The organism is Thalassovita taeanensis, assembly GCF_900110775.1.
Classification (GTDB): Bacteria; Pseudomonadota; Alphaproteobacteria; order Rhodobacterales; family Rhodobacteraceae; genus Litorimicrobium; species Litorimicrobium taeanense.
Genome location: NZ_FOEP01000001.1, coordinates 494,653 through 514,896 on the forward strand (window position 1 = coordinate 494,653; position 20,244 = coordinate 514,896).

The window sequence follows — 20,244 nt, forward strand, 5'->3', positions numbered from 1 at the left end:
TATGACGAAACCACGCGTTGACGCACGGGAAAAACTCGTGCCGAATGCCGGGCAGAAGGCCAGATCACTTACCGGATCACACAATGGCCCGTGACCAACAACCGCCCCGCTGCTTGGGGTGCCGAACCCGACAAATCTAACGGGATGTCTCACAGGGAGAACATGATGACGAAACCCACCAAATCCATTCATAGCGCTGCGCACATGTACGCCGAGGAATTCAAGGCAGGCAAACTGGACCGCCGCGAATTTCTGGCCCGCGCCACCGCACTGGGTGTTGCCGCAACCACCGCGTATTCCTTGGGCGGGCTGGGCGCCCCGGCGCAGGCCGCGTCGCATGGCAGCCCTGCCATGGGCGGCACACTGCGTGTACAGATGAGCGTGCGTGCGCTGAAAGACACCCGCACCGCCGACTGGTCCGAGATTGCCAACCAGACCCGCGGCACGCTGGAATATCTGGTCGAATACAACAACGATGGTTCCTTCCGCGGCATGTTGCTTGAGGGCTGGGACGTCAACGAAGACGCCACCGAATACACCCTGCATGTGCGCAAGGGCGTCAAGTGGAACAACGGTGATGATTTCACCGCCGACGATGTGGTCCGCAACATCACCGCTTGGTGCGACAAATCAGTCGAAGGCAACTCGATGACCGGGCGCATGGGCACGCTGATGGACGAAGCCACCGGCGCAGCACTTGAAGGTGCAATCACCGTTGTCGACCCTCACACCGTGATGCTGAAACTGCCGCAGCCGGACATTTCGATCATCCCCGGCATGTCCGATTACCCCGCTGCCATCACCCACAGCAGCTATGATGCCGCTGCGATCCAAAACGTCGGAACCGGTCCCTACACGATCGAAGAGCTTGAGGTCGGCGTGAAATGCACGCTGGTCAAGAACGCCGATCACGCATGGTGGGGCACCGAGGTCTATGGCGGGCCGTATCTGGACCGGATCGAATATATCGACTTCGGCACTGACAGCTCGGCTTGGCTGGCGGCGCTGGAATCCGAAGAAGTCGATATGCTGCACGAATCCGTGGGCGAATTCATCGACATCATGGATGGTCTGGGTCTGGTGAAGTCCGAGGTCGTGACCGGCGCCACGCTGGTGATCCGCCCCAATCAGTTGGCTGTCGTCGACGGCAAGACACCCTATGCCGACGTCCGCGTCCGTCAGGCCATCAACATGGCAGTGGACAATGCGATCTGCCTTGAGCTTGGGTACGGCAATCGCGGCAAAGTGGCCGAAAACCACCACGCCGCACCGGTGCACCCGGAATATGCGAAGCTTCCCCCGCTCAAGCACGATCCCGCAGCCGCCAAGGCGCTGATGGAAGAGGCAGGGATGCTGGAGTTCGAGCACGAGATCATCTCGATCGACGATGATTGGCGCAAGAACACCACCGACGCCGTCGCCGCGCAGATGCGTGACGCGGGCTTCAAGGTCAAACGCACCATCCTGCCCGGCTCGACCTTCTGGAATGACTGGACCAAATATCCGTTCAGCTCGACCAACTGGAACCACCGCCCCCTTGCGGTACAGATCTGGGCGCTGGCCTATGCTTCGGGTCAAGCATGGAACGAGTTCGGCTGGTCGAACCCAGAATTCGACGCCCTGTTGAAACAGGCGCTGTCGATCGCCGATGTCGACAAACGCCGCGAGGTCGCCGCCAAGCTGGAACAGCTGATCCAGTCCGAAGGCGTCACGGTTCAACCGTACTGGCGCTCGCTGTATCGCCACATGCGCGAAGGCGTGATGGGCGCAGACATGCATATCGCATTCGAACATCACCACTACAAATGGGGTCTCGCGGCCTGATCCGCGCCCTTCTTGCCGCGCCCTTTTCGGGGCGCGGCGCCCTCAGGGCCAACCTGACTGGCCGCCAATAAGGACGGATCGCCAATAGATCCGCCATAGCCTGACCGACAGGGGCACACATGGGACTGTTTTTCCTGCGCCGTCTTGGGGTGATGATCCTCACGGCGCTTTGCCTAACATTCATCGTCTTCTTTCTGACGAACCTGTATCCGAATCTGGAAAAACTGGCCAAAACCCAGGGCAACTTCCGGATGAGCGACGAACAGGTCGAAAGCTATCTGCGCAAAGAAGGCTATATGCAGCCGACGCCGATTAAATACGGCCAGTGGCTGGGCGCCTTGCCGGGCTGGACACTGGAAACTCCTGACGGCGTCACCGGGCGCTGTATCGACGGCATAGTGACCCCGGCACAAGCCGCTGACGCGCGCCAGTTCTGCGGCATCCTTCAGGGGGATTGGGGGGTATCGACGGTTTTCAAAACCGATGTCGCCTCGATCATCGGCGAACGTCTGGGGCTGACGGCCAAGCTGATGTTCTGGGTGATGGTGCTGATGGTGCCTTCGGCGCTTATCATCGGGGTGCTGGCAGGCATGCGCGAAGGGTCGCGCACCGACCGCACCCTTTCCACCTTCTCGATCCTGTCGACGGCGACGCCGGAATATGTGTCGGGCGTGATCCTGATCGCGGTTTTCGCCTCGTCTTCTGTCGGATTGAAATGGTTCAAGGGCACAGCCACCGGCGCTATGAAAGACGCCACGTTTGAAAACTTCTTCCTGCCGGTGCTGACCATTGCGCTTTACGGTATGGGCTATATCGCACGTATGACCCGCGCCTCGATGGCCGAGGTAATGACGGCGCAGTATATCCGTACCGCCCGGCTGAAAGGTGTGAGTTTCCGCAACATCGTGGTCAAACATGCGCTGCGCAATGCGCTGATCGCCCCCTTCACGGTCATCATGCTACAATTCCCATGGTTGCTGAACGGCGTGGTCATTGTGGAAACCCTGTTCAATTACAAAGGCTTCGGCTGGACGCTGGTGCAAGCAGCCAGCAACAACGACATCGAGCTTCTGCTGGGTGTTTCAGTCGTGTCTGTCATCGTGGTTCTGGTCACTCAGCTGATTTCCGATATCGGCTATGTCTGGCTGAACCCCCGGATCAGCGTCAGCTAAGGAAGGGGCACAGACATGGAACCCATCGGTTGGATCGAAATCACCACACGTATCCTGACGCAGCTTTGGCCCGTTTGGGCCGCGCTGTTCGCCACCTTCGCCCTGTCGATCCGCTTCAAGCGGCGCCTGGGTCTTTATGGCAAACTGTTTGACAGCCCCATTGGCATGACCGGCTTTGCGCTGGTGATGTTTTGGGTCTTTGCCGGGGTCTTCGGCGGCGGTTTTGACTTGATCACCACGCATGACGTGCTGTCGCAGGTTTCGGGCATGAAAAACAAAGTGCCCGGTACGCCGCTTAACGGGGCCGAGGCAGGGGAATATCCCTATTATCTAATGGGTGGCGACAACTTGGCGCGTGACGTGTTTTCCCGTGTCATCGTCGGCGCATGGGAGGTGATCAAGATCGCCCCCTTCGCCACGCTGTTTGCCTTTATGGTCGGGATCACCCTAGGCCTGCCGGCGGGGTATTACGGCGGTAAACTGGATACCTTCCTGTCGTTCCTCGCCAACCTGATCCTCGCCTTCCCGGTGATCCTGCTGTTCTATCTTCTGGTCACGCCGGAGATCGTGGCGACCGGCATTCCGGTCTATATGGCGGGCGTGTTGTTCATGTTCCCGATCGTATTTCTGGTGATCCTGTTCAACGCGCGGTTCCATACTCAACCGTCCAAGCGCAACCTCTATCTGGGGATCACGCTGGTGTTGGGGCTGTGGCTGTATCTGGGCATTGCCTGGAACGCCGATCCGCTGGGGCTGATTTCGATGCCGCCCAACCTGTTGGTGGTGTTTGTTTCGGTCGTTTTCGTCAACTCGCCCACGGTGTTCCGCATCGTGCGGGGTCTGGCGATGGATATCAAAACCCGCGATTACGTCGCCGCCGCCCAGACCCGCGGCGAAGGCCCTTGGTATATCATGCTGTGGGAGATCCTTCCCAACGCCCGCGGGCCGCTGATCGTCGATTTCTGCCTTCGGATCGGCTATACCACCATTCTGCTGGGCACATTGGGCTTCTTCGGCCTCGGGCTCAGCTCGGAAAGCCCCGATTGGGGATCGACGATCAACGAAGGGCGCAAGCTGCTGTCGATCTATCTGCACCCCGCCCTGCCGCCCGCACTGGCATTGCTCAGCCTGGTGCTGGGGCTGAACCTGCTGGCGGATGGGCTGCGTGAAGAAAGCCTGAAGGACTGATTCCGGACTGCGGCGGGGATCATCCCCCGCCCCGGAGCATTGTTGGCAAGATGAAACGGGATTGGTCCAAATGACCCGCCCCTGAGGAGAGACGAGAATGGCAAAATGGGATCACGACGGACCAATCCTTGAGATCGACAAGCTTTCAATCTCGTTCTTCACCCGGCTGCGTGAAATCCCGGCGGTGATGGATTTTTCGGTCACGGTGCAACCCGGCGAAGCGGTCGGGCTGGTGGGCGAGTCTGGTTGTGGAAAGTCCACCGTCGCGCTGGGGGTGATGCAGGATCTTGGCAAGAACGGCCGCGTCGTTGGTGGCTCGATCAAGTTCAAGGGCCGTGACCTGTCAGAGCTAACCGCCGAAGAGCTGCGCGATGTGCGTGGAAATGAGATCGCGATGATCTATCAGGAACCGATGGCCAGCCTGAACCCGGCAATGAAAATCGGCCAGCAGCTGATGGAAGTGCCGATGATCCACGAGGGCATTTCCGAAACCGAAGCGCGCGAACGTGCCCTTCAGGTGGTCATGGATGTGAAGCTGCCCGACCCCGAGCGTATCCTAAGGTCCTATCCGCACCAGCTATCGGGTGGGCAGCAGCAGCGTATCGTGATCGCCATGGCGCTGATGTCAAAGCCATCCCTGTTGATCCTCGACGAGCCGACCACGGCGTTGGATGTGACGGTTGAGGCGGCGATTGTTGACCTGGTCAAGGATCTGGGCCGCAAATACGGCACCTCCATGCTGTTCATCTCGCATAACCTTGGGCTGGTTCTGGAAACCTGCGACCGGATCTGTGTGATGTATTCCGGCGAGGCTGTGGAACGTGGCAGCATCGAAGACGTGTTCGACAAGATGCGCCACCCCTATACGCAGGCGTTGTTCCGCTCGATCCCCCTGCCCGGCGCCGATAAAAACGCGCACCCTCTGGTCGCGATCCCCGGAAATTTCCCTTTGCCGCACGAGCGCCCTACGGGCTGCAATTTTGGCCCGCGCTGTGATTACTTTCAGCAAGGGGTCTGTGATCAGGGCCATATATTCATGGATCCGATTGACCCCGAGGCCAGCCACGAAACCCGCTGCCTGAGGTGGAAAGAGATCGACTGGAGAGCGCCCCCAGAGCTGGCCGAGGTCAAGGAAAAGGCCGAGATCGGCAAGGTCGTTCTGAAGATCGACAACCTGAAGAAATACTATGAAGTGGCCGCGAGCGCGCTGTTTTCCTCAGGTGCCAAAAAGGTGGTCAAAGCCAATGAAACCCTCAGTTTCGAGGCCCGCGAAAGCGAGACTCTGGCGATTGTCGGTGAAAGCGGCTGCGGGAAATCGACCTTGGCCAAGGTGCTGATGGGGCTGGAAACCGCCACCGATGGCGAAATCCTGCTGGATGGAAAATCGATCGAACAGATCCCGATCCAACAGCGCGACACCAAAACCGTGGCCGATGTACAAATGGTGTTCCAGAACCCGTTTGACACGCTGAATCCGTCGATGACGGTGGGCCGACAGATCATTCGCGCACTGGAAATTTTCGGCATCGGCACATCCGAGGCCGAGCGCCGAACCCGGATGCTGGAGCTGCTGGATCTGGTCAAACTGCCGCGCGATTTTGCCAATCGGATGCCGCGACAACTGTCTGGCGGGCAGAAGCAGCGTGTCGGCATTGCCCGCGCCTTTGCTGGCGACGCCCGGATCGTGGTCGCGGATGAGCCTGTTTCTGCCTTGGACGTCTCGGTGCAGGCAGCTGTGACCGATCTGTTGATGGAAATCCAACGGACCCAGAAAACCACGCTTTTGTTCATCAGTCATGACCTGAGCATCGTGCGCTATCTGAGCGACCGGGTGATGGTAATGTACCTTGGCCATGTGGTCGAACTGGGAACAACGGATCAGGTCTTTGCCCCGCCCTATCACCCCTATACCGAGGCACTGTTGTCCGCCGTGCCCATCGCCGACACCAAGGTCAAGAAAGAGCGTATCGTGCTGGATGGTGATATCCCTTCAGCGATGAACCCGCCGCCGGGTTGCCCGTTTCAGACCCGCTGCCGTTGGAAATCGCAGGTGCCGGGGGGGCTGTGTGATACCGAGGTGCCACCGATGCGCGACCTTGGCGACCACCATCAGGTCAAATGCCACCTCGCAAGCGATATTCTGGCCCGCATGCTGCCGGTGATAAGCACCGCCGCCGCCGAAGAACCGCAAACGGCATAAACGCAAACGGCCCCCGTTCCGCAGAACAGGGGCCGAATCGTCATCAGGCAATGCCTGTTATTTGCTGGTTTCATCCGCCGGGGTGGTTTCCGGCAACTCGTCCAGATACGTCGCCGTTTTCTCGGCGAAGGTCGTCAGAAGTGCGCCGTAAAAGTCTTCCACATCGGGGCTGACATAGATTACGCCGTCTTGGGGCGTATCGTCCTCATAGGCCTTCAGGATCAACGGCAGTGTGTGATGCGGCACGTTCTCGTTCTTTTCGTACACATCGATATAGCCGGCAATGTAGTTGAACCGCCCGTCATCGGTCAGAACCGGCGAATCGTTCAGGCGGACCTCCTGAATGAACACGTCGACGATAAAGCCGTTCACCTCGACCATGTTGGTCAGCTCTTTTTCGATCGCGGATTCAAGATCACCCTCGATCTCGGGCCAGTATTGCATGGCATTGGCGTTTTCGATGCCATCGATTTCAGAGGTCACGACAACATCAACCACCGGAAGCTGGGCGGCCTGAGCGGTCGTTGAAAGGGCCATCACAAGGCCAAGCGCAGTCATGGTTTTCTTCATCATGGATCAGTTTCCTTCGATTGGGTCAGGCACGGCACAAGCGCCACGCTCTGTATGAAGACACAACCGGGTGAAACCGCAATTGGTTCCGGCGAAACTCAGATCCCTGACAAAAATATAATCCAAGCTGCTGATTTTAATGTATTTTTTTACACTCAAAACCGACGAAAGCCTGTGGCGTTCATGCGCCAGACCGTGGCCTAGCTGCCCCAGATCACCAGAACATAGTTGCGCGTTTCGGCATAGGGCGGCACGCCACCATGCTTGCGCACCGCGCCGGGACCAGCATTGTATGCCGCCAACGCCAGCCGCCACGACCCGAAGGTCCTATACTGCTGCGCCAGATACTTCGCACCACCATCCAGATTTTGTTCTGGATCGTGCGGGTCAACCCCCAGCCGCTGCGCCGTGCCGGGCATCAATTGCGCCAGCCCCAAGGCGCCCTTGTGTGATCGCGCCTTGGCGTTGAAGCCGGATTCTTGCTGCACCAGCCGCAAGAACAGATCCTGAGGCACCCCGTGCCGCCGCGCCGCTGCGCGCGCCATCTCCAGATAAGGGCCGCGATATTTCCCCTTATACCCGCTCGGCGTGCCCCATTTCGTAGGAGTGTTCACCGCAGCAGGCTGCAACCGGACCGAAGATTTATACTGGCTGGCGGCGCGGGTGTCCAAAACCTTGGTTTGGGAGTGGAACAGCTTGTTGCGCGACTTTGAGGAGAGAATGTCGGCCTGAGCACTGCCCCCGAAGGCCAGCCCAAAAGCAACCGCTGCCACTGCAAATCCACGCATCCTGCCGCCCCGGCCATTTCGTTGCGTGCACCATAGCCGAAATTCTCTCCGATTCCAGCCCGGATTGCGCGCTCAGGCGGGGCTTTGCCCATCCCCTGCAGGGACCACCAAGGGCTGCGCCATCAGATCCTCGATCAGCAAGCTTACCAGTTCACCCCGCCCAGACACGTCGGCTTTGCGGTAAATCGCGTTCAGATGAGCCTTGACCGTTCCCTCAGCCGAACCGCGCAATTGGGCGATATCCGAGATCGACATGCCTTTGATCACGAACATCGCAACGTCCTGCTCAGCGGGGGTCAGCCTCCAATCGCGAAAAAAGCTTTCCATCAAATCGTGCAGCGCGCCTGTGGCAATGCTCAGCCCACGGCTCATGTGCGCCTGGCGCCGCAGCATCTGCATCAGATACCGCACCTCGAACAGAACCGAGACGACCAGAGACAGCGAAGCCACTGTTTCCAGAAACATATGATCATCCGGGTCTGTGACAAAACCTTCAGTCCAGAAATCGGCAATCGTGTCACTCAGGAAAAACACTGCGGCAAAGCTTTGCACCAAGATCAGGATGGCCAAAATAAGGCCCTGCCTTTTCTGAGTTTCTGGGGTCGTCAATATTTGTCCACTTCGTGCCCTGGAAAGGTTTTGGTGCCAGTCACCATCGCCAGCGGCAAGTTAACGCCCGAACGTCGACTTTCCAAGATGGCCGCGCCCACATGCACCAAAATCGAAAACCCCATCCAGATCACGAAGGTTTCATGTGCCTCTTCCACCCAGCCCGAGCTGCGAAACATCGCTGTCGTCATCATATATCCGCTTGCCCCGATCAACAGCACCGTGACCAGCATATTATACATCATCAGCGCCCCCAGCGGCGTATGCCCCCGGTATATCCGCCCGCGCCCTGTCGCCATGTGCGACAGCTGGGCCATCGCCTGTTCAATACTGGGCGGAAAGTCGGAAAACCGCGCGTGTTTGCTGCCGGTGAACCCCCACAGGATCCGCAGCAGCACCAGCATCACCACGCCATATCCCAGCGTGATATGGAGCTGGCTTTCATCATCCACAAACAGCCCGTTTGCCAGAATCCCAGCTGCCAGTGCCCAATGGAACACCCGCACAACCGGGTCCCATATCTTTTCTTTCCGCATTGTCCTGTCTCCTTGCGCGCCAGCATTTGCGCCACCTGATCTGCGGGCACCCTGTGACAGAGCCGTGACAAAGGGACATTGATCAGCGGTAGCAATGATGGCGAAATCCGGGGCCTATAACTGCGGTTTAGGCGGGTTGCCGATCTATTTACGCAAAGTTTGCCTTCCCTTCAGCGCGCTGGGGTGGTGTAACCGTGAAAAATCACGACTCGACGGGAGAAAAACATGGCCGGATCGGTGAATAAAGTAATACTCGTTGGCAATCTCGGCCGCGACCCCGAAGTGCGGTCGTTCCAGAATGGCGGCAAAGTGTGCAACCTGCGCATCGCGACCTCGGAAACTTGGAAAGACCGCAGCACTGGCGAGCGCAAAGAGCGCACCGAGTGGCATTCGGTTGCGATCTTTCAGGAAGGTCTAGTCCGAGTGGCGGAGCAATATCTGCGCAAAGGCTCCAAGGTCTATATCGAAGGCAAGCTGCAAACCCGGAAATGGCAGGATCAGTCCGGCGCTGACCGCTATTCCACCGAGGTGGTTCTGCAAGGCTTTGACGGCACACTGGTGATGCTGGATGGCCGCGGCGAAGGCGGCGGTAGCCAGGGCGGTGGCAGTCAGGGCGGCGGCTATGGCGGCGATTACGGGAATGACTATAGCGGCGGCGCGGGTGGTGGATATGATAGCGGCCCCGCACAGGGCGGTGGCGGTCGTGCGCCTTCCCGCGATATCGACGACGAAATCCCATTCTGATCGCAATACCATTTTACAGACCAAAGGCCGCCCTTATCCGGGCGGCCTTTGGCGTTACATGACCCACTCGATTGCCCACATTACACAGGCCACAGGCAGCGACAGCCCCACAGCCAGAAGCAATGCGGCCCGCGCCGTCAGGCGCGGTGCGGGTGCGGTTACGCCGAAAATCGGGGAAGAGGTCTTTTTCATGCCCCCATTAACCACGTCTTAGGTGTTCATAGCGTTAACAGAGACATGGAATGTCACTGGTCCGACACCGCCGCGCCGACCGGCCTGCCCGCTCCGCTGCCGCAAAGCGCCGCCTATGCCACTGCGTTGACCGCGCTGGGGCGGCGTGTGATCCATGCTCGCCTGACCGACAGCGGGAGGGATCTGGCCCAGGCGCAGTTGATCCTGCGCTCTGCTGGGAGGCTTGGCACATTGGCCTATCTGCCGCGCGGCCCGGTCTGGGCACAGCCGCCCAGCCCCGCACAGCAACGAACCACGCTGCACCTGCTGCGACACACCCTGCCTGCGCTTGGCCCCGTTGCGCTGATCGCGAATGCCGAGACCCCGTATCAGGACACCGCCCACCATACCCTTGGTCACAGCGCGCTGATTACTCCGCAACACATCGCCACGCTTGACCTGCGCCCAGATGATGACACCCGTCTCGCCACCCAGAACCCCAAATGGCGCAACCATCTGCGCGCCGCCGGTCGCAAGGGCCTGCGTATCATGAATGCGCCGCTGCCGCCCGACCCAGACCACTGGCTGCTTCGGGCAGAGGCCAAACAGCGCAGCATACGCCGCTATGCCAACCTGCCGCTGTCTCTTCCGCTGACCCTGTCTCGCCTTGCCCCGCATCAAACCCGCATTTTCACCGCCTGGGTTGGCGAAACACCAATCGCCGCGATGCTTTTTCTACTGCATCCTCCGCAGGCCAGCTATCATATCGGCTGGACCGGGCCGCAGGGGCGTGCAGCCTCGGCGCATCACCTGCTTCTCTGGCACGCGTCACTCTGGTTGCGATCCAAGAAAATCACTGGTCTTGACCTCGGCACGTTAGAGACGGACATTAATCCCGGCCTTGCCCGATTCAAAATCGGCTCCGGCGCAACGGCTCGTCCTTTGGGGCATACATGGCTCGACGCGCCGCTGGTCACGCCCTTGGGACGTCTTTTGCGCCCAGCCCGCCGCTTGAAATGCGGCGGAGGGGCCACTATTTCCTGATCCTGTCCATTGGCTCTGGCCTTTTGGCACAAGACCGTATAGCCGAGCCGCGAACAACCCAAGGACATCTCATGGAACTGCGCAATATCGCCATCATCGCCCACGTTGACCACGGCAAGACTACGCTGGTGGATGAGCTGCTGAAGCAATCCGGCGCTTTCCGTGAAAATCAGGCCGTCGCCGAACGCGCGATGGACAGCAACGATCTGGAACGCGAACGCGGGATCACCATTCTGGCCAAGGCAACTTCGGTCGAATGGAAAGGCACCCGCATCAACATCGTTGACACCCCAGGCCACGCCGATTTCGGCGGCGAAGTCGAGCGGATCCTGTCGATGGTCGACGGTGTGGTGCTGCTGGTGGACGCCGCCGAAGGCCCGATGCCCCAGACCAAATTCGTGACCTCCAAGGCGCTCGCCTTGGGTCTGCGCCCGATCGTGGTACTGAACAAGGTCGACAAAGCCGACGCCGAGCCCGACCGCGCGCTGGACGAATGCTTTGATCTTTTCGCCACCCTCGGTGCCGATGATGATCAGCTGGATTTCCCGCATATGTATGCTTCGGGCCGCTCTGGCTGGGCAGATGCTGAACTGGACGGGCCGCGCAAGGACCTGCACGCGCTCTATAATCTCATCGTTAACCACGTGCCCGCGCCCAAGCAGCAAAAGCACAAGGACGAACCCTTCCGCATGCTGGCCACCACGCTTGGCAACGACCCATTTGTCGGTCGCCTGCTGACCGGTCGTGTCGAAAGCGGCACCATCAAGGCCGGTGCATCCGTGCAGGCCATCAGCCGCATCGGCCAGAAGATCGAACAATTCCGCGTTTCGAAAATTCAGGCGTTCCGTGGCCTCGCGCTGCAGGAAATTGACGAGGCCGTCGCAGGTGACATCGTCACATTGGCCGGTATGGCCAAGGCCACCGTGTCGGACACGATCTGTGCCCTCTCTGTCGAAGAGCCGCTGGAAGCCCAACCGATCGACCCGCCCACCATTACCGTAACCTTCGGCATCAACGATTCTCCGCTGGCAGGCCGTGACGGCAAAAAAGTGCAGTCCCGCGTCATCCGCGACCGCCTGATGAAAGAAGCCGAATCGAACGTCGCCATCAAAATCACCGATACTCCCGGCGGTGACGCCTTTGAGGTCGCCGGTCGTGGCGAACTTCAGATGGGCGTGCTGATTGAAAACATGCGCCGCGAAGGCTTTGAACTGAGCATTTCGCGCCCGCAAGTTCTGTTCCGCGAAGGCGAGAACGGCGAGCGACTGGAGCCGATTGAAGAAGTCACCATCGACGTGGATGACGAATACTCCGGCGCAGTCATCGAAAAAATCACCGGCACGCGCAAAGGCGAACTGGTCGAGATGAAGCAAAACGCGGGCAAGACGCGCATCATCGCAAATGTTCCGTCGCGCGGCCTGATCGGCTATCACGGTGAATTCCTGACCGATACCCGCGGCACCGGCGTTCTGAACCGCGTGTTCCACAGCTGGGCGCCGCACAAAGGCCCGATCCCAGGTCGCCGTCAGGGCGTTCTGATCTCGATGGAAAACGGTGTCTCTGTGGCCTATGCACTGTGGAAACTCGAAGATCGCGGTCGCTTCTTTATCGGCGCTCAGGAAAATGTCTATCAGGGCATGGTCATCGGCGAGCACAGCCGCGACAACGACCTTGAAGTGAACCCTCTCAAGGGCAAGCAGTTGACCAACGTACGCGCCTCGGGTACCGATGAGGCAGTGCGCCTGACCACGCCAATCACGCTGTCGCTCGAAGAGGCAATTGCCTATATCGACGATGACGAATTGGTAGAAGTGACGCCGAACGCGATCCGCCTGCGCAAGCGTTACCTTGATCCGCACGAACGTAAGCGCCACGCGCGCAACACCTAATAAAAAGGGCCCCGGCAGCAATGCCGAGGCCCTTTTTCTGCTGCGTATTAGATCTTACTCAGAGGTCTCAACCACCATCAGCTCACGCTCGGACGCACCGCGCGCATGGCTTAGCGCTTCTTGGTATTCAGGGCTGTGATAGCACTCCACAGCCACTTCTACCGATGGGAACCGCGCGACCACATTGCGCGGCCGTTCCTTGCCCTCAAGCTGAACGAACTTGCCGCCGCGCGCAACAAATGTGCCGCCGTGCTTGGCGATCGCTGGCCCCGCCAATTCGGCGTATTTGCCGTAAGCCTCGGCGTCCGTCACAGTCACATGTGCAATCCAAAGTGCGCCCATCTCTTATCCTCCGATCGCGGTTTCCGCCGCCTTGATGGCCGCATCAGCGTTCGACACGTCCTTGCCACCGCCCTGCGCCATATCCGGGCGGCCACCGCCGCCTTTGCCACCCAATACCGGTACGGCCGCCTTGACCAAATCGACCGCCGAAACAGTGCCAATCAGGTCCGCCGTCACACCGGCAGCCACCGCAGCCTTGCCGTCGGCATCAGCGATAAGCAGCACCGCGCCCGACCCAAGCCGCTGTTTGTGTTCGTCAATTAGAGCAGGCAGATCCTTGCCGGATACGCCCGACAATACCTGCGCCACAAATTTCACGCCGTTGATCTCGCGCACTTCAGCAGCGCCGCCCTGCCCGGCGCCACCAGCCATCGCCAATTCGCGGCGTAACTGCGCCACCTCATTCGACAGCGTCCGCCGCTCGTCTAGCAAGGCCTTAACCCGGTCCGCCACATCCGCCGATGGCGCCTTCAGCGCATCCGAAACGGACGCCAAAATCGCGGCCTGATCATGCAAATGATCCAGCGCGGCTTGCCCGGTCAACGCCTCGATCCGGCGCACGCCTGCGCTGGACGCGCTATCGCCCAGAACCACGCAGATACCGATATCCCCAGTCTGCTTCACATGTGTCCCGCCGCACAGCTCCAGCGAATAGGTCTGCCGATCCTGACCTTTCCCGGTCGCCGCACGCCCCATCGATACAACACGCACCTCGTCACCGTACTTCTCGCCAAACAACGCCTGCGCGCCGATCGCGCGGGCATCGTCTGGCGTCATGATCCGAGTCACAACCGGACTGTTCTGTCGGATAAAGGCGTTCACATCTGCCGTCACCTTGCTCAGTTCGGCATCGGACAGCGCCTTGGAGTGGCTAAAATCAAACCGCAGTCGGTCTGGCGCATTCAACGATCCGCGCTGCGCGACATGCGCGCCCAACGTTTCGCGCAGTGCCTCGTGCAGCAAATGTGTCGCCGAGTGGTTGGCACGAATGGCCGTCCGCCGCGCGTGGTCGACCTCTAGTGCGACCGCTGCCCCCTTGGAAATCTCGCCCTCGGTTACCTCGGCGAAATGAATAAATACACCTGCCGATTTCCGCGTGTCAGTTATCCGGGCGACACCACCTTCGCCCCGGATCATCCCGGTGTCGCCCACCTGACCGCCGCTTTCCGCGTAAAACGGCGTCTGGTTCAGCGCGATCTGTACGGTTTCGCCTTTCGTGGCCTTGGCAACTTCGGCTCCATCCTTGATCAGAGCCACAACCTGCGCCTCGGCGGTTTCTGTATCGTAGCCCAAAAAATCCGTCGCACCATGCTTGTCAGCGACGTCAAACCAAATCGTGGCATCCGCAGCTTCACCTGAACCAGCCCAAGCGGCACGCGCCTTGGCCTTCTGCTCGGCCATTGCCGCATCAAACCCGTCAGTGTCCACCGCACGCCCCTTCTCGCGCAGCGCATCTTGTGTCAAATCCAGCGGAAACCCGAAAGTATCATAAAGCTTGAATGCAGCCTCGCCCGGCAACGCTGCTCCTTCGGGTAAATCGCCCAGTTCGTCGTCCAGCAACTTCAATCCGCGGTCAAGCGTTTGCTTGAACCGAGTTTCCTCCAGCTTCAGCGTTTCCTCGATCAGCGCCTGAGCCTGCCCCAGTTCAGGATAGGCCGCCCCCATCTGCCCCACCAAAGCGGGCACGAGTTGGTGCATCAGCGGATCTTTCGCACCCAGCAAATGCGCATGGCGCATGGCGCGCCGCATGATCCGGCGCAGAACATAGCCACGCCCATCGTTCGACGGCATGACGCCATCCGCGATCAAAAACGAGGTCGAACGCAAATGATCCGCAATCACCCGGTGATGCATCTTGCCCGGGCCATCCGGATCGGTCGAAGTTGCATTTGCGCTGGCCTCAATCAGGCTGCGGATCAGGTCGGTTGCATAGTTATCGTTCGTCCCCTGCAGCAGCGCCGCGACACGTTCGATCCCCATTCCGGTGTCAATCGATTGGTTCGGCAGATCGCGGCGTGTGCCATCCTCGAACTGCTCGTACTGCATGAAAACGAGGTTCCAAATCTCGACAAACCGGTCGCCATCTTCCTCTGGGCTACCCGGAGGCCCGCCCCAGATATGATCACCGTGGTCGAAGAAAATCTCTGTGCACGGCCCGCACGGCCCGGTCGGTCCCATCATCCAGAAGTTGTCATTTGTCGGGATGCGGATGATCTTGTCATCACTCAATCCCGCCACCTTTTTCCACATCTCTGCGGCCTCGTCATCGGTGTGGTACACTGTCACCAACAGACGGTCTTTTGGAATATCCAGCTCTTTGGTGATCAGTTCCCAAGCGAACGGGATCGCATCAGATTTAAAATAATCCCCGAAGCTGAAATTTCCGAGCATCTCGAAGAACGTATGATGCCGCGCGGTATAGCCAACATTGTCCAAATCATTGTGCTTGCCACCCGCCCTCACACATTTCTGCGCCGAAGTCGCACGCTTATAGTCGCGATGCTCGACCCCGGTGAACAAATTCTTGAACTGCACCATTCCCGAATTGGTAAACATCAAAGTCGGATCGTTCCGGGGAACAAGAGGGCTGGACGGCACGATCTCGTGCCCCTGTTTCTGAAAATAGTTCAGAAAAGTCGAACGGATGTCATTCAGCGTCGGCATGGATGGGTCTTCCCGGGCAAAGCAAAGGTCACGCAGATTTATCCCCCCGCGCCCCCCGTGTCCACAGCAAGTAAAAGGGCCAGTGGCTTTCTCAAGCCACGGCCCCAAATCAGTCCTGCATACTGCTTAAGCTTCGAGAATATCGGACTCGCCGCCATCCTCGTTCATGTTGAACTCCAGCCCATGTGCCGCGCGGATTTTATCTTCAATCTCCATCGCCACTTTCGGGTTGTCCTTCAAAAACAGCTTCGAGTTTTCACGGCCTTGCCCCAGACGTTCATCGGCATAACTGAACCAAGCCCCCGACTTCTCGACCACACCGGCCTTAACCCCCAAGTCCAACAATTCGCCGGTCTTGGAAATTCCTTCGCCATACATGATGTCAAATTCAACTTGCTTGAACGGCGGCGCCACCTTGTTCTTGACCACTTTGACCCGGGTCGAGTTCCCGACCACCTCGTCACGATCCTTGATCGAACCGATACGGCGAATATCAAGTCGAACCGAGCTATAAAATTTCAACGCATTGCCACCCGTCGTGGTTTCCGGGCTCCCGAACATGACGCCAATTTTCATCCGAATCTGGTTAATGAACACAACCGTGCACTTGGTCCGACTGATTGATCCTGTCAGCTTCCGCATTGCCTGGCTCATCAAGCGGGCATGAACACCGACGCTGCTGTCCCCCATGTCCCCCTCCAACTCACTTTTCGGAGTCAAGGCGGCCACAGAATCAACCACGATCATGCTGACAGCGCCAGATCGCACCAACGTGTCCACTATCTCTAGCGCTTGTTCGCCTGTGTCTGGCTGGCTGATCAGCAACTCATCCAAGTTGACGCCCAGTTTTCGCGCATAAAGCGGATCCAGTGCGTGTTCGGCGTCAACAAAGGCGCAAACCCCACCCTTTTTCTGCTCCTCCGCCACGCAATGCAGCGTCAGAGTGGTTTTACCAGAGCTTTCCGGGCCGTAAATTTCGACAACGCGCCCCTTGGGCAACCCGCCAATACCAAGCGCAATATCTAGCCCCAGAGATCCCGTCGATGTGGATTCGATCTCCTGCACGGCATTCTCGTCGCCGAGCTTCATGATGGACCCCTTGCCGAACTGACGTTCGATCTGAGCCAAGGCGCTGTCCAGTGCCTTTTTCTTGTCTGCGTTTTTTTTGCTGTCCATGGATAGAAGATCTGCCGCTGCCATTGTTCGCTTCCTTATCCCATACCCGCCACCGGCCGGCAATCACTGCTTCATGTTCTCATCTTGTTCCCATCACCTCTATGAGCACAAAATGGGAACATTGCAACTTGAAATTTCATGTGTTGAATTTGACCCAGCAAGGTTAAAGAATGGTTTACACTAATTCTGAAATGGCCCGGCTTTGGGAAAGGAGCGTTTATGCTAGTGTTTTGGAAGGAAAAACTCGTATTTCTTTCCGTCCCCAAAACCGGGACGACCGCATATGAGATGGCACTGGCGCCACACGCATCCATGGTGATTCTCGACCCGCCTGAACTGAAGCATGCGCCGGTTTATCGCTACAACCGCTTCTTTCGCCCGATGTTTGAAAAGGCCTGCAAGGCCGAGCTGGAAACATTTGCAGTGATGCGCGAGCCCATCAGCTGGCTTGGAAGCTGGTATCGATATCGACGCAGGCCGTTCATGTTGGGAAAGCCCAATTCCACCCATGATATCAGCTTCGACGCCTTTGTAGACGCCTACGCAGAGAACAAGACTCCTGGGTTTGCCAATGTCGGTAGCCAGGCCAAATTTCTGGAGCCGCGCCCTAACGGCACGTGCGTGACCCATCTGTTTCGTTATGAAAACCAACCGCGCCTGATTTCCTTCCTCGAAAGCCGACTTTCACTGCACCTTGACCTGTCGCGCGAGAACGTCTCGCCGGTCATGGACCTGACCCTCTCCAAGGCAACGGCGCAGAAGTTACGCCAAAAATGTGCTGCTGAATTCGAGCTTTGGAACAGTATTGGCAACTGACCAAGCGCGACCTTCGCTTGGAAGCAACATTTCGGTATTTTTGTCGCGCTGAGGTCCCGTGTTTTCCGCTCTGCCCAACAGCCATCTCAAGACCGTTCTGTTCTTTGAGCGTCCGAACGGTCTGCGCGTCCGCAGAAACGGGATTCCGTTGTCCGCCCTTTGCGAGAGCAGCCTCTCGATAGCGCTGCAATAGCATTTAAGGCCACGAGCGAGGCTCAATGCAACTGGCGCTGCACAGTCTCTGTCAAGTCATTCAAAGAAAACGGTTTGGGCAAAAACACCGAATTCGGAATACGTCGGCTACTGTCATCAAAAGCATCCTCAGCATAACCTGAAACAAAGACCACCCGTGCGCCAGGGCGGTCCTTAAGCGCCTCGCGCACCCAAGTTGGCCCGTCCATGCCCGGCATGATAACGTCGGTGACAAAAATATCCACGCTCAACTCGGGATCTTGAAGAACGCTCAGCGCATCCTCTGCCGACTCGGCTTCAATTACAGTATATCCTCGCAGACGAAGGGCCCGAGAGGCAAATGCCCGCACCGGCGCTTCATCCTCGACCAACAAAACAACCCCATCGCCATGTCTCGCTGCAACCGGTGCAGATATCCTGCCCTCCACCGGAGAGAGAGCTTCTTTCCCTTCATAGACGGGAAACAGCAAGGTGAAACATGTTCCGCGACCAAGGACGCTATCAACGAAAATGAAGCCACCACTTTGCTTTACGATCCCATAAACCGTCGACAGGCCCAAACCAGTACCTTCGCCTGTGCGTTTGGTTGTGTAAAATGGCTCAAACACCTTTTGCAGCCGGTCAGGGGCAATCCCGCAGCCATCGTCAGACACGCAAACCGCCACATACTCGCCGACTGGAACGACTGCGCGGTCGCGCTCAATCGGCTCAGACAGGCCGCGCGTCTCCGTCTCAATGCGAATATCTCCACCTGTCGGCATCGCATCTCGGGCATTCACCACCAAATTCATCAGCACCTGTTCCAGCTGTCGCTTATCGGCGCGGATCGTGCGCGGCGCGGGATCATGGCTCAACGACAGCGTGACTTTCTCGCCCACCAGCCGATTTAGAAGATGCGTCAGATCGGCCAGCGTTTCACGCATATCCAACACTTCGGGCCTCAGGGTCTGTTTACGGGAAAAGGCCAGTAACTGACCGACAAGCGCCGCTGCGCGGTTGGCATTCTGGTTGATTTGCACCAGATCCCCATAATCCGGATCGCCCTGATCATGCCGGAGCAGCAACAGATCACAATGCCCCGAGATCGCCGTAAGAAGATTATTGAAATCATGTGCCACGCCCCCGGCCAACTCGCCAATGGCCTGCATCTTCTGGCTTTGTACAAACTGAGCCTCAAGGCTTTTTAGCTCGGTTGCGTCGTGCAATACTGCAATAAGTGCCTTCCCTTCCGCATCATGCACCCGATTGAGCGACACCTGTACAAACACCTCGCGGTCAGTGCGTTTCAGCCGTAAGAACTCTGATGCGTTCAGTCCGCGCCCCATTGCCGCATCATCCAACCAATCGGTAATGGATCGGCCCAGCCCCTCCATCATCTGCGGCAACCAACGGCCATCCGTATCGGGAATCCCGAGCAGATCGCGTGCGAGCCGATTGGACATCAGAATTTCGCCCTCGCTCCCCAACCGCAACACAGCAACAGGCAGGGCATCAAGAGCTGCCTTGCTGGCTTCCGTTGCAAGCGCTTCTTTCTGCACAGGCATAAAATAGACCTCGCGACGTCCAGCGCTGCCTGGTGCTTCGTGAACCATGCATCGGCCAACTCCTGCGGCACCGGAAACTCGGTTCTCTTTCCCCAGCCGCAACGGCAATTCTGGGAAAATTCGATCAAGTGTACGCGTGCGCTCGCCGACAAATTGCCGCGCGGCATCATTCATGAACAAGATCGTTCCACCGCGCCCAACAGTCAGCATTGGCAGACCAGACCCCACGCCAGACCGCGCCCTTACTTGCCCTTCTCCAATAACTTCAACCCGCCACAAATACCCGTCGTGGCGGACCCTATGCACATTCAGTCGGATATGACCGCGCCGCGTTACAACATCTTCAGTTGCTCCGGCCTCTGCGTCTGCACGCGCTTGCAGACGCATCAAAACTCCCGAGGGGTTTGCGAACACTTCCTGCAATACCGATGCCAGCGTCGTCTGGCCCGACAAATCAAACTGCGCCCGCGCCGCACTATTGAAATATACGACCGTCCCCAAAACGTCTGTTACAAAACTGGCGGCGGCGTCATGCTCAACAAACCCCGCAACTTGGGCAAGTGTGCGTCGCCTCAACAGGCGATGCGCGGCCCTGACCACCTGCGTCAGGACAACCATCGCTATCATGCTTGCCCCGGCAGCCATCAGCGCCAAACCAACAGAGGACTCGGCATAGCGCAATGCACCAATCAGGCACGCGACTCCCAACCCAGCCAACACCAGCGAGAATTGTGCCATCCGCCCTGTGCCTCGTCTCAATGGACCGGAAGAGAAC

The 20,244-nt window shown here is 58.5% G+C and carries 17 protein-coding genes; 8 read left to right on the forward strand and 9 right to left on the reverse strand.

Going from position 1 to position 20,244, the window contains the following annotated elements; all coding sequences use genetic code 11:
- Positions 1-165: 165 nt before the first annotated feature.
- The 4 genes from BSF79_RS02285 to BSF79_RS02300 all read left to right on the forward strand — a co-directional run bounded on the left by BSF79_RS02285 (position 166) and on the right by BSF79_RS02300 (position 6,384).
- The gene (locus BSF79_RS02285) at positions 166-1,824 is read left to right on the forward strand and encodes an ABC transporter substrate-binding protein (RefSeq protein ID WP_090267890.1); all 1,659 of its coding nucleotides are present in this window, start codon (positions 166-168) and stop codon (positions 1,822-1,824) included.
- Positions 1,825-1,943: 119 nt separating this feature from the next.
- Positions 1,944-2,996 (forward strand): ABC transporter permease, encoded by a 1,053-nt coding sequence (locus BSF79_RS02290; RefSeq protein WP_090267740.1) that lies wholly within the window; start codon positions 1,944-1,946, stop codon positions 2,994-2,996.
- Between the two features lie 15 nt (positions 2,997-3,011).
- Positions 3,012-4,184 (forward strand): ABC transporter permease, encoded by a 1,173-nt coding sequence (locus BSF79_RS02295; protein WP_090267743.1) that lies wholly within the window; start codon positions 3,012-3,014, stop codon positions 4,182-4,184.
- 97 nt (positions 4,185-4,281) lie between these two features.
- Entirely contained in the window at positions 4,282-6,384 is a 2,103-nt protein-coding gene (locus BSF79_RS02300; RefSeq protein WP_090267745.1) for a dipeptide ABC transporter ATP-binding protein, read from the forward strand.
- Between the two features lie 57 nt (positions 6,385-6,441).
- On the opposite strand, the gene BSF79_RS02305 is transcribed toward BSF79_RS02300, so the two are convergent.
- The 4 genes from BSF79_RS02305 to BSF79_RS02320 all read right to left on the reverse strand — a co-directional run bounded on the left by BSF79_RS02305 (position 6,442) and on the right by BSF79_RS02320 (position 8,887).
- Complete coding sequence (locus BSF79_RS02305) at positions 6,442-6,957, reverse strand: hypothetical protein (RefSeq protein WP_090267748.1); 516 nt, start codon at positions 6,955-6,957, stop codon at positions 6,442-6,444.
- 197 nt (positions 6,958-7,154) lie between these two features.
- Complete coding sequence (locus BSF79_RS02310; protein ID WP_090267750.1) at positions 7,155-7,742, reverse strand: lytic transglycosylase domain-containing protein; 588 nt, start codon at positions 7,740-7,742, stop codon at positions 7,155-7,157.
- A gap of 72 nt (positions 7,743-7,814) precedes the next feature.
- Positions 7,815-8,312, reverse strand: a complete 498-nt coding sequence (locus BSF79_RS02315) for a helix-turn-helix transcriptional regulator (RefSeq protein WP_245776292.1) — start codon at positions 8,310-8,312, stop codon at positions 7,815-7,817.
- 35 nt (positions 8,313-8,347) lie between these two features.
- On the reverse strand, positions 8,348-8,887 hold the full coding sequence (locus tag BSF79_RS02320) for a cytochrome b/b6 domain-containing protein (RefSeq protein WP_090267754.1): 540 nt from the start codon (positions 8,885-8,887) through the stop codon (positions 8,348-8,350).
- Between the two features lie 225 nt (positions 8,888-9,112).
- Here BSF79_RS02320 and BSF79_RS02325 point away from each other — a divergent pair, with 225 nt between their 5' ends.
- Positions 9,113-9,631 (forward strand): single-stranded DNA-binding protein, encoded by a 519-nt coding sequence (locus tag BSF79_RS02325; protein ID WP_090267756.1) that lies wholly within the window; start codon positions 9,113-9,115, stop codon positions 9,629-9,631.
- Between the two features lie 54 nt (positions 9,632-9,685).
- Here the strand turns inward: BSF79_RS02325 and BSF79_RS19685 are convergent, their stop codons facing one another.
- The gene (locus BSF79_RS19685) at positions 9,686-9,823 is read right to left on the reverse strand and encodes a hypothetical protein (RefSeq protein ID WP_175545236.1); all 138 of its coding nucleotides are present in this window, start codon (positions 9,821-9,823) and stop codon (positions 9,686-9,688) included.
- Positions 9,824-9,868: 45 nt separating this feature from the next.
- Between BSF79_RS19685 and BSF79_RS02330 the strand changes: the two genes are divergently transcribed.
- Both BSF79_RS02330 and typA read left to right on the forward strand, forming a co-directional pair.
- Positions 9,869-10,846 (forward strand): GNAT family N-acetyltransferase, encoded by a 978-nt coding sequence (locus tag BSF79_RS02330; protein ID WP_090267760.1) that lies wholly within the window; start codon positions 9,869-9,871, stop codon positions 10,844-10,846.
- 71 nt (positions 10,847-10,917) lie between these two features.
- Positions 10,918-12,735, forward strand: coding sequence for a translational GTPase TypA (gene typA, locus BSF79_RS02335; protein ID WP_090267762.1), 1,818 nt, complete (start codon positions 10,918-10,920; stop codon positions 12,733-12,735).
- A 54-nt stretch (positions 12,736-12,789) separates the two neighbouring features.
- Here the strand turns inward: typA and BSF79_RS02340 are convergent, their stop codons facing one another.
- The 3 genes from BSF79_RS02340 to recA form a co-directional block, all read right to left on the reverse strand.
- Positions 12,790-13,077, reverse strand: coding sequence for a DUF1330 domain-containing protein (locus BSF79_RS02340; protein WP_090267764.1), 288 nt, complete (start codon positions 13,075-13,077; stop codon positions 12,790-12,792).
- Positions 13,078-13,080: 3 nt separating this feature from the next.
- Positions 13,081-15,741 carry an alanine--tRNA ligase gene (gene alaS / locus BSF79_RS02345; RefSeq protein WP_090267766.1) on the reverse strand — a complete coding sequence of 887 codons (2,661 nt, stop codon included), beginning with the start codon at positions 15,739-15,741 and terminating at the stop codon, positions 13,081-13,083.
- A 126-nt stretch (positions 15,742-15,867) separates the two neighbouring features.
- Positions 15,868-16,941: a recombinase RecA gene (recA, locus tag BSF79_RS02350; protein ID WP_090267768.1), complete on the reverse strand. Its 1,074-nt coding sequence runs from the start codon at positions 16,939-16,941 to the stop codon at positions 15,868-15,870.
- A 195-nt stretch (positions 16,942-17,136) separates the two neighbouring features.
- On the opposite strand from recA, the gene BSF79_RS02355 reads away from it, so the two are divergent.
- Complete coding sequence (locus BSF79_RS02355; protein WP_090267770.1) at positions 17,137-17,733, forward strand: gamma-glutamyl kinase; 597 nt, start codon at positions 17,137-17,139, stop codon at positions 17,731-17,733.
- A gap of 215 nt (positions 17,734-17,948) precedes the next feature.
- Here BSF79_RS02355 and BSF79_RS02360 read toward each other — a convergent pair whose 3' ends face one another.
- The gene (locus BSF79_RS02360; protein ID WP_090267773.1) at positions 17,949-20,207 is read right to left on the reverse strand and encodes a hybrid sensor histidine kinase/response regulator; all 2,259 of its coding nucleotides are present in this window, start codon (positions 20,205-20,207) and stop codon (positions 17,949-17,951) included.
- Between the last annotated feature and the right edge of the window lie 37 nt (positions 20,208-20,244).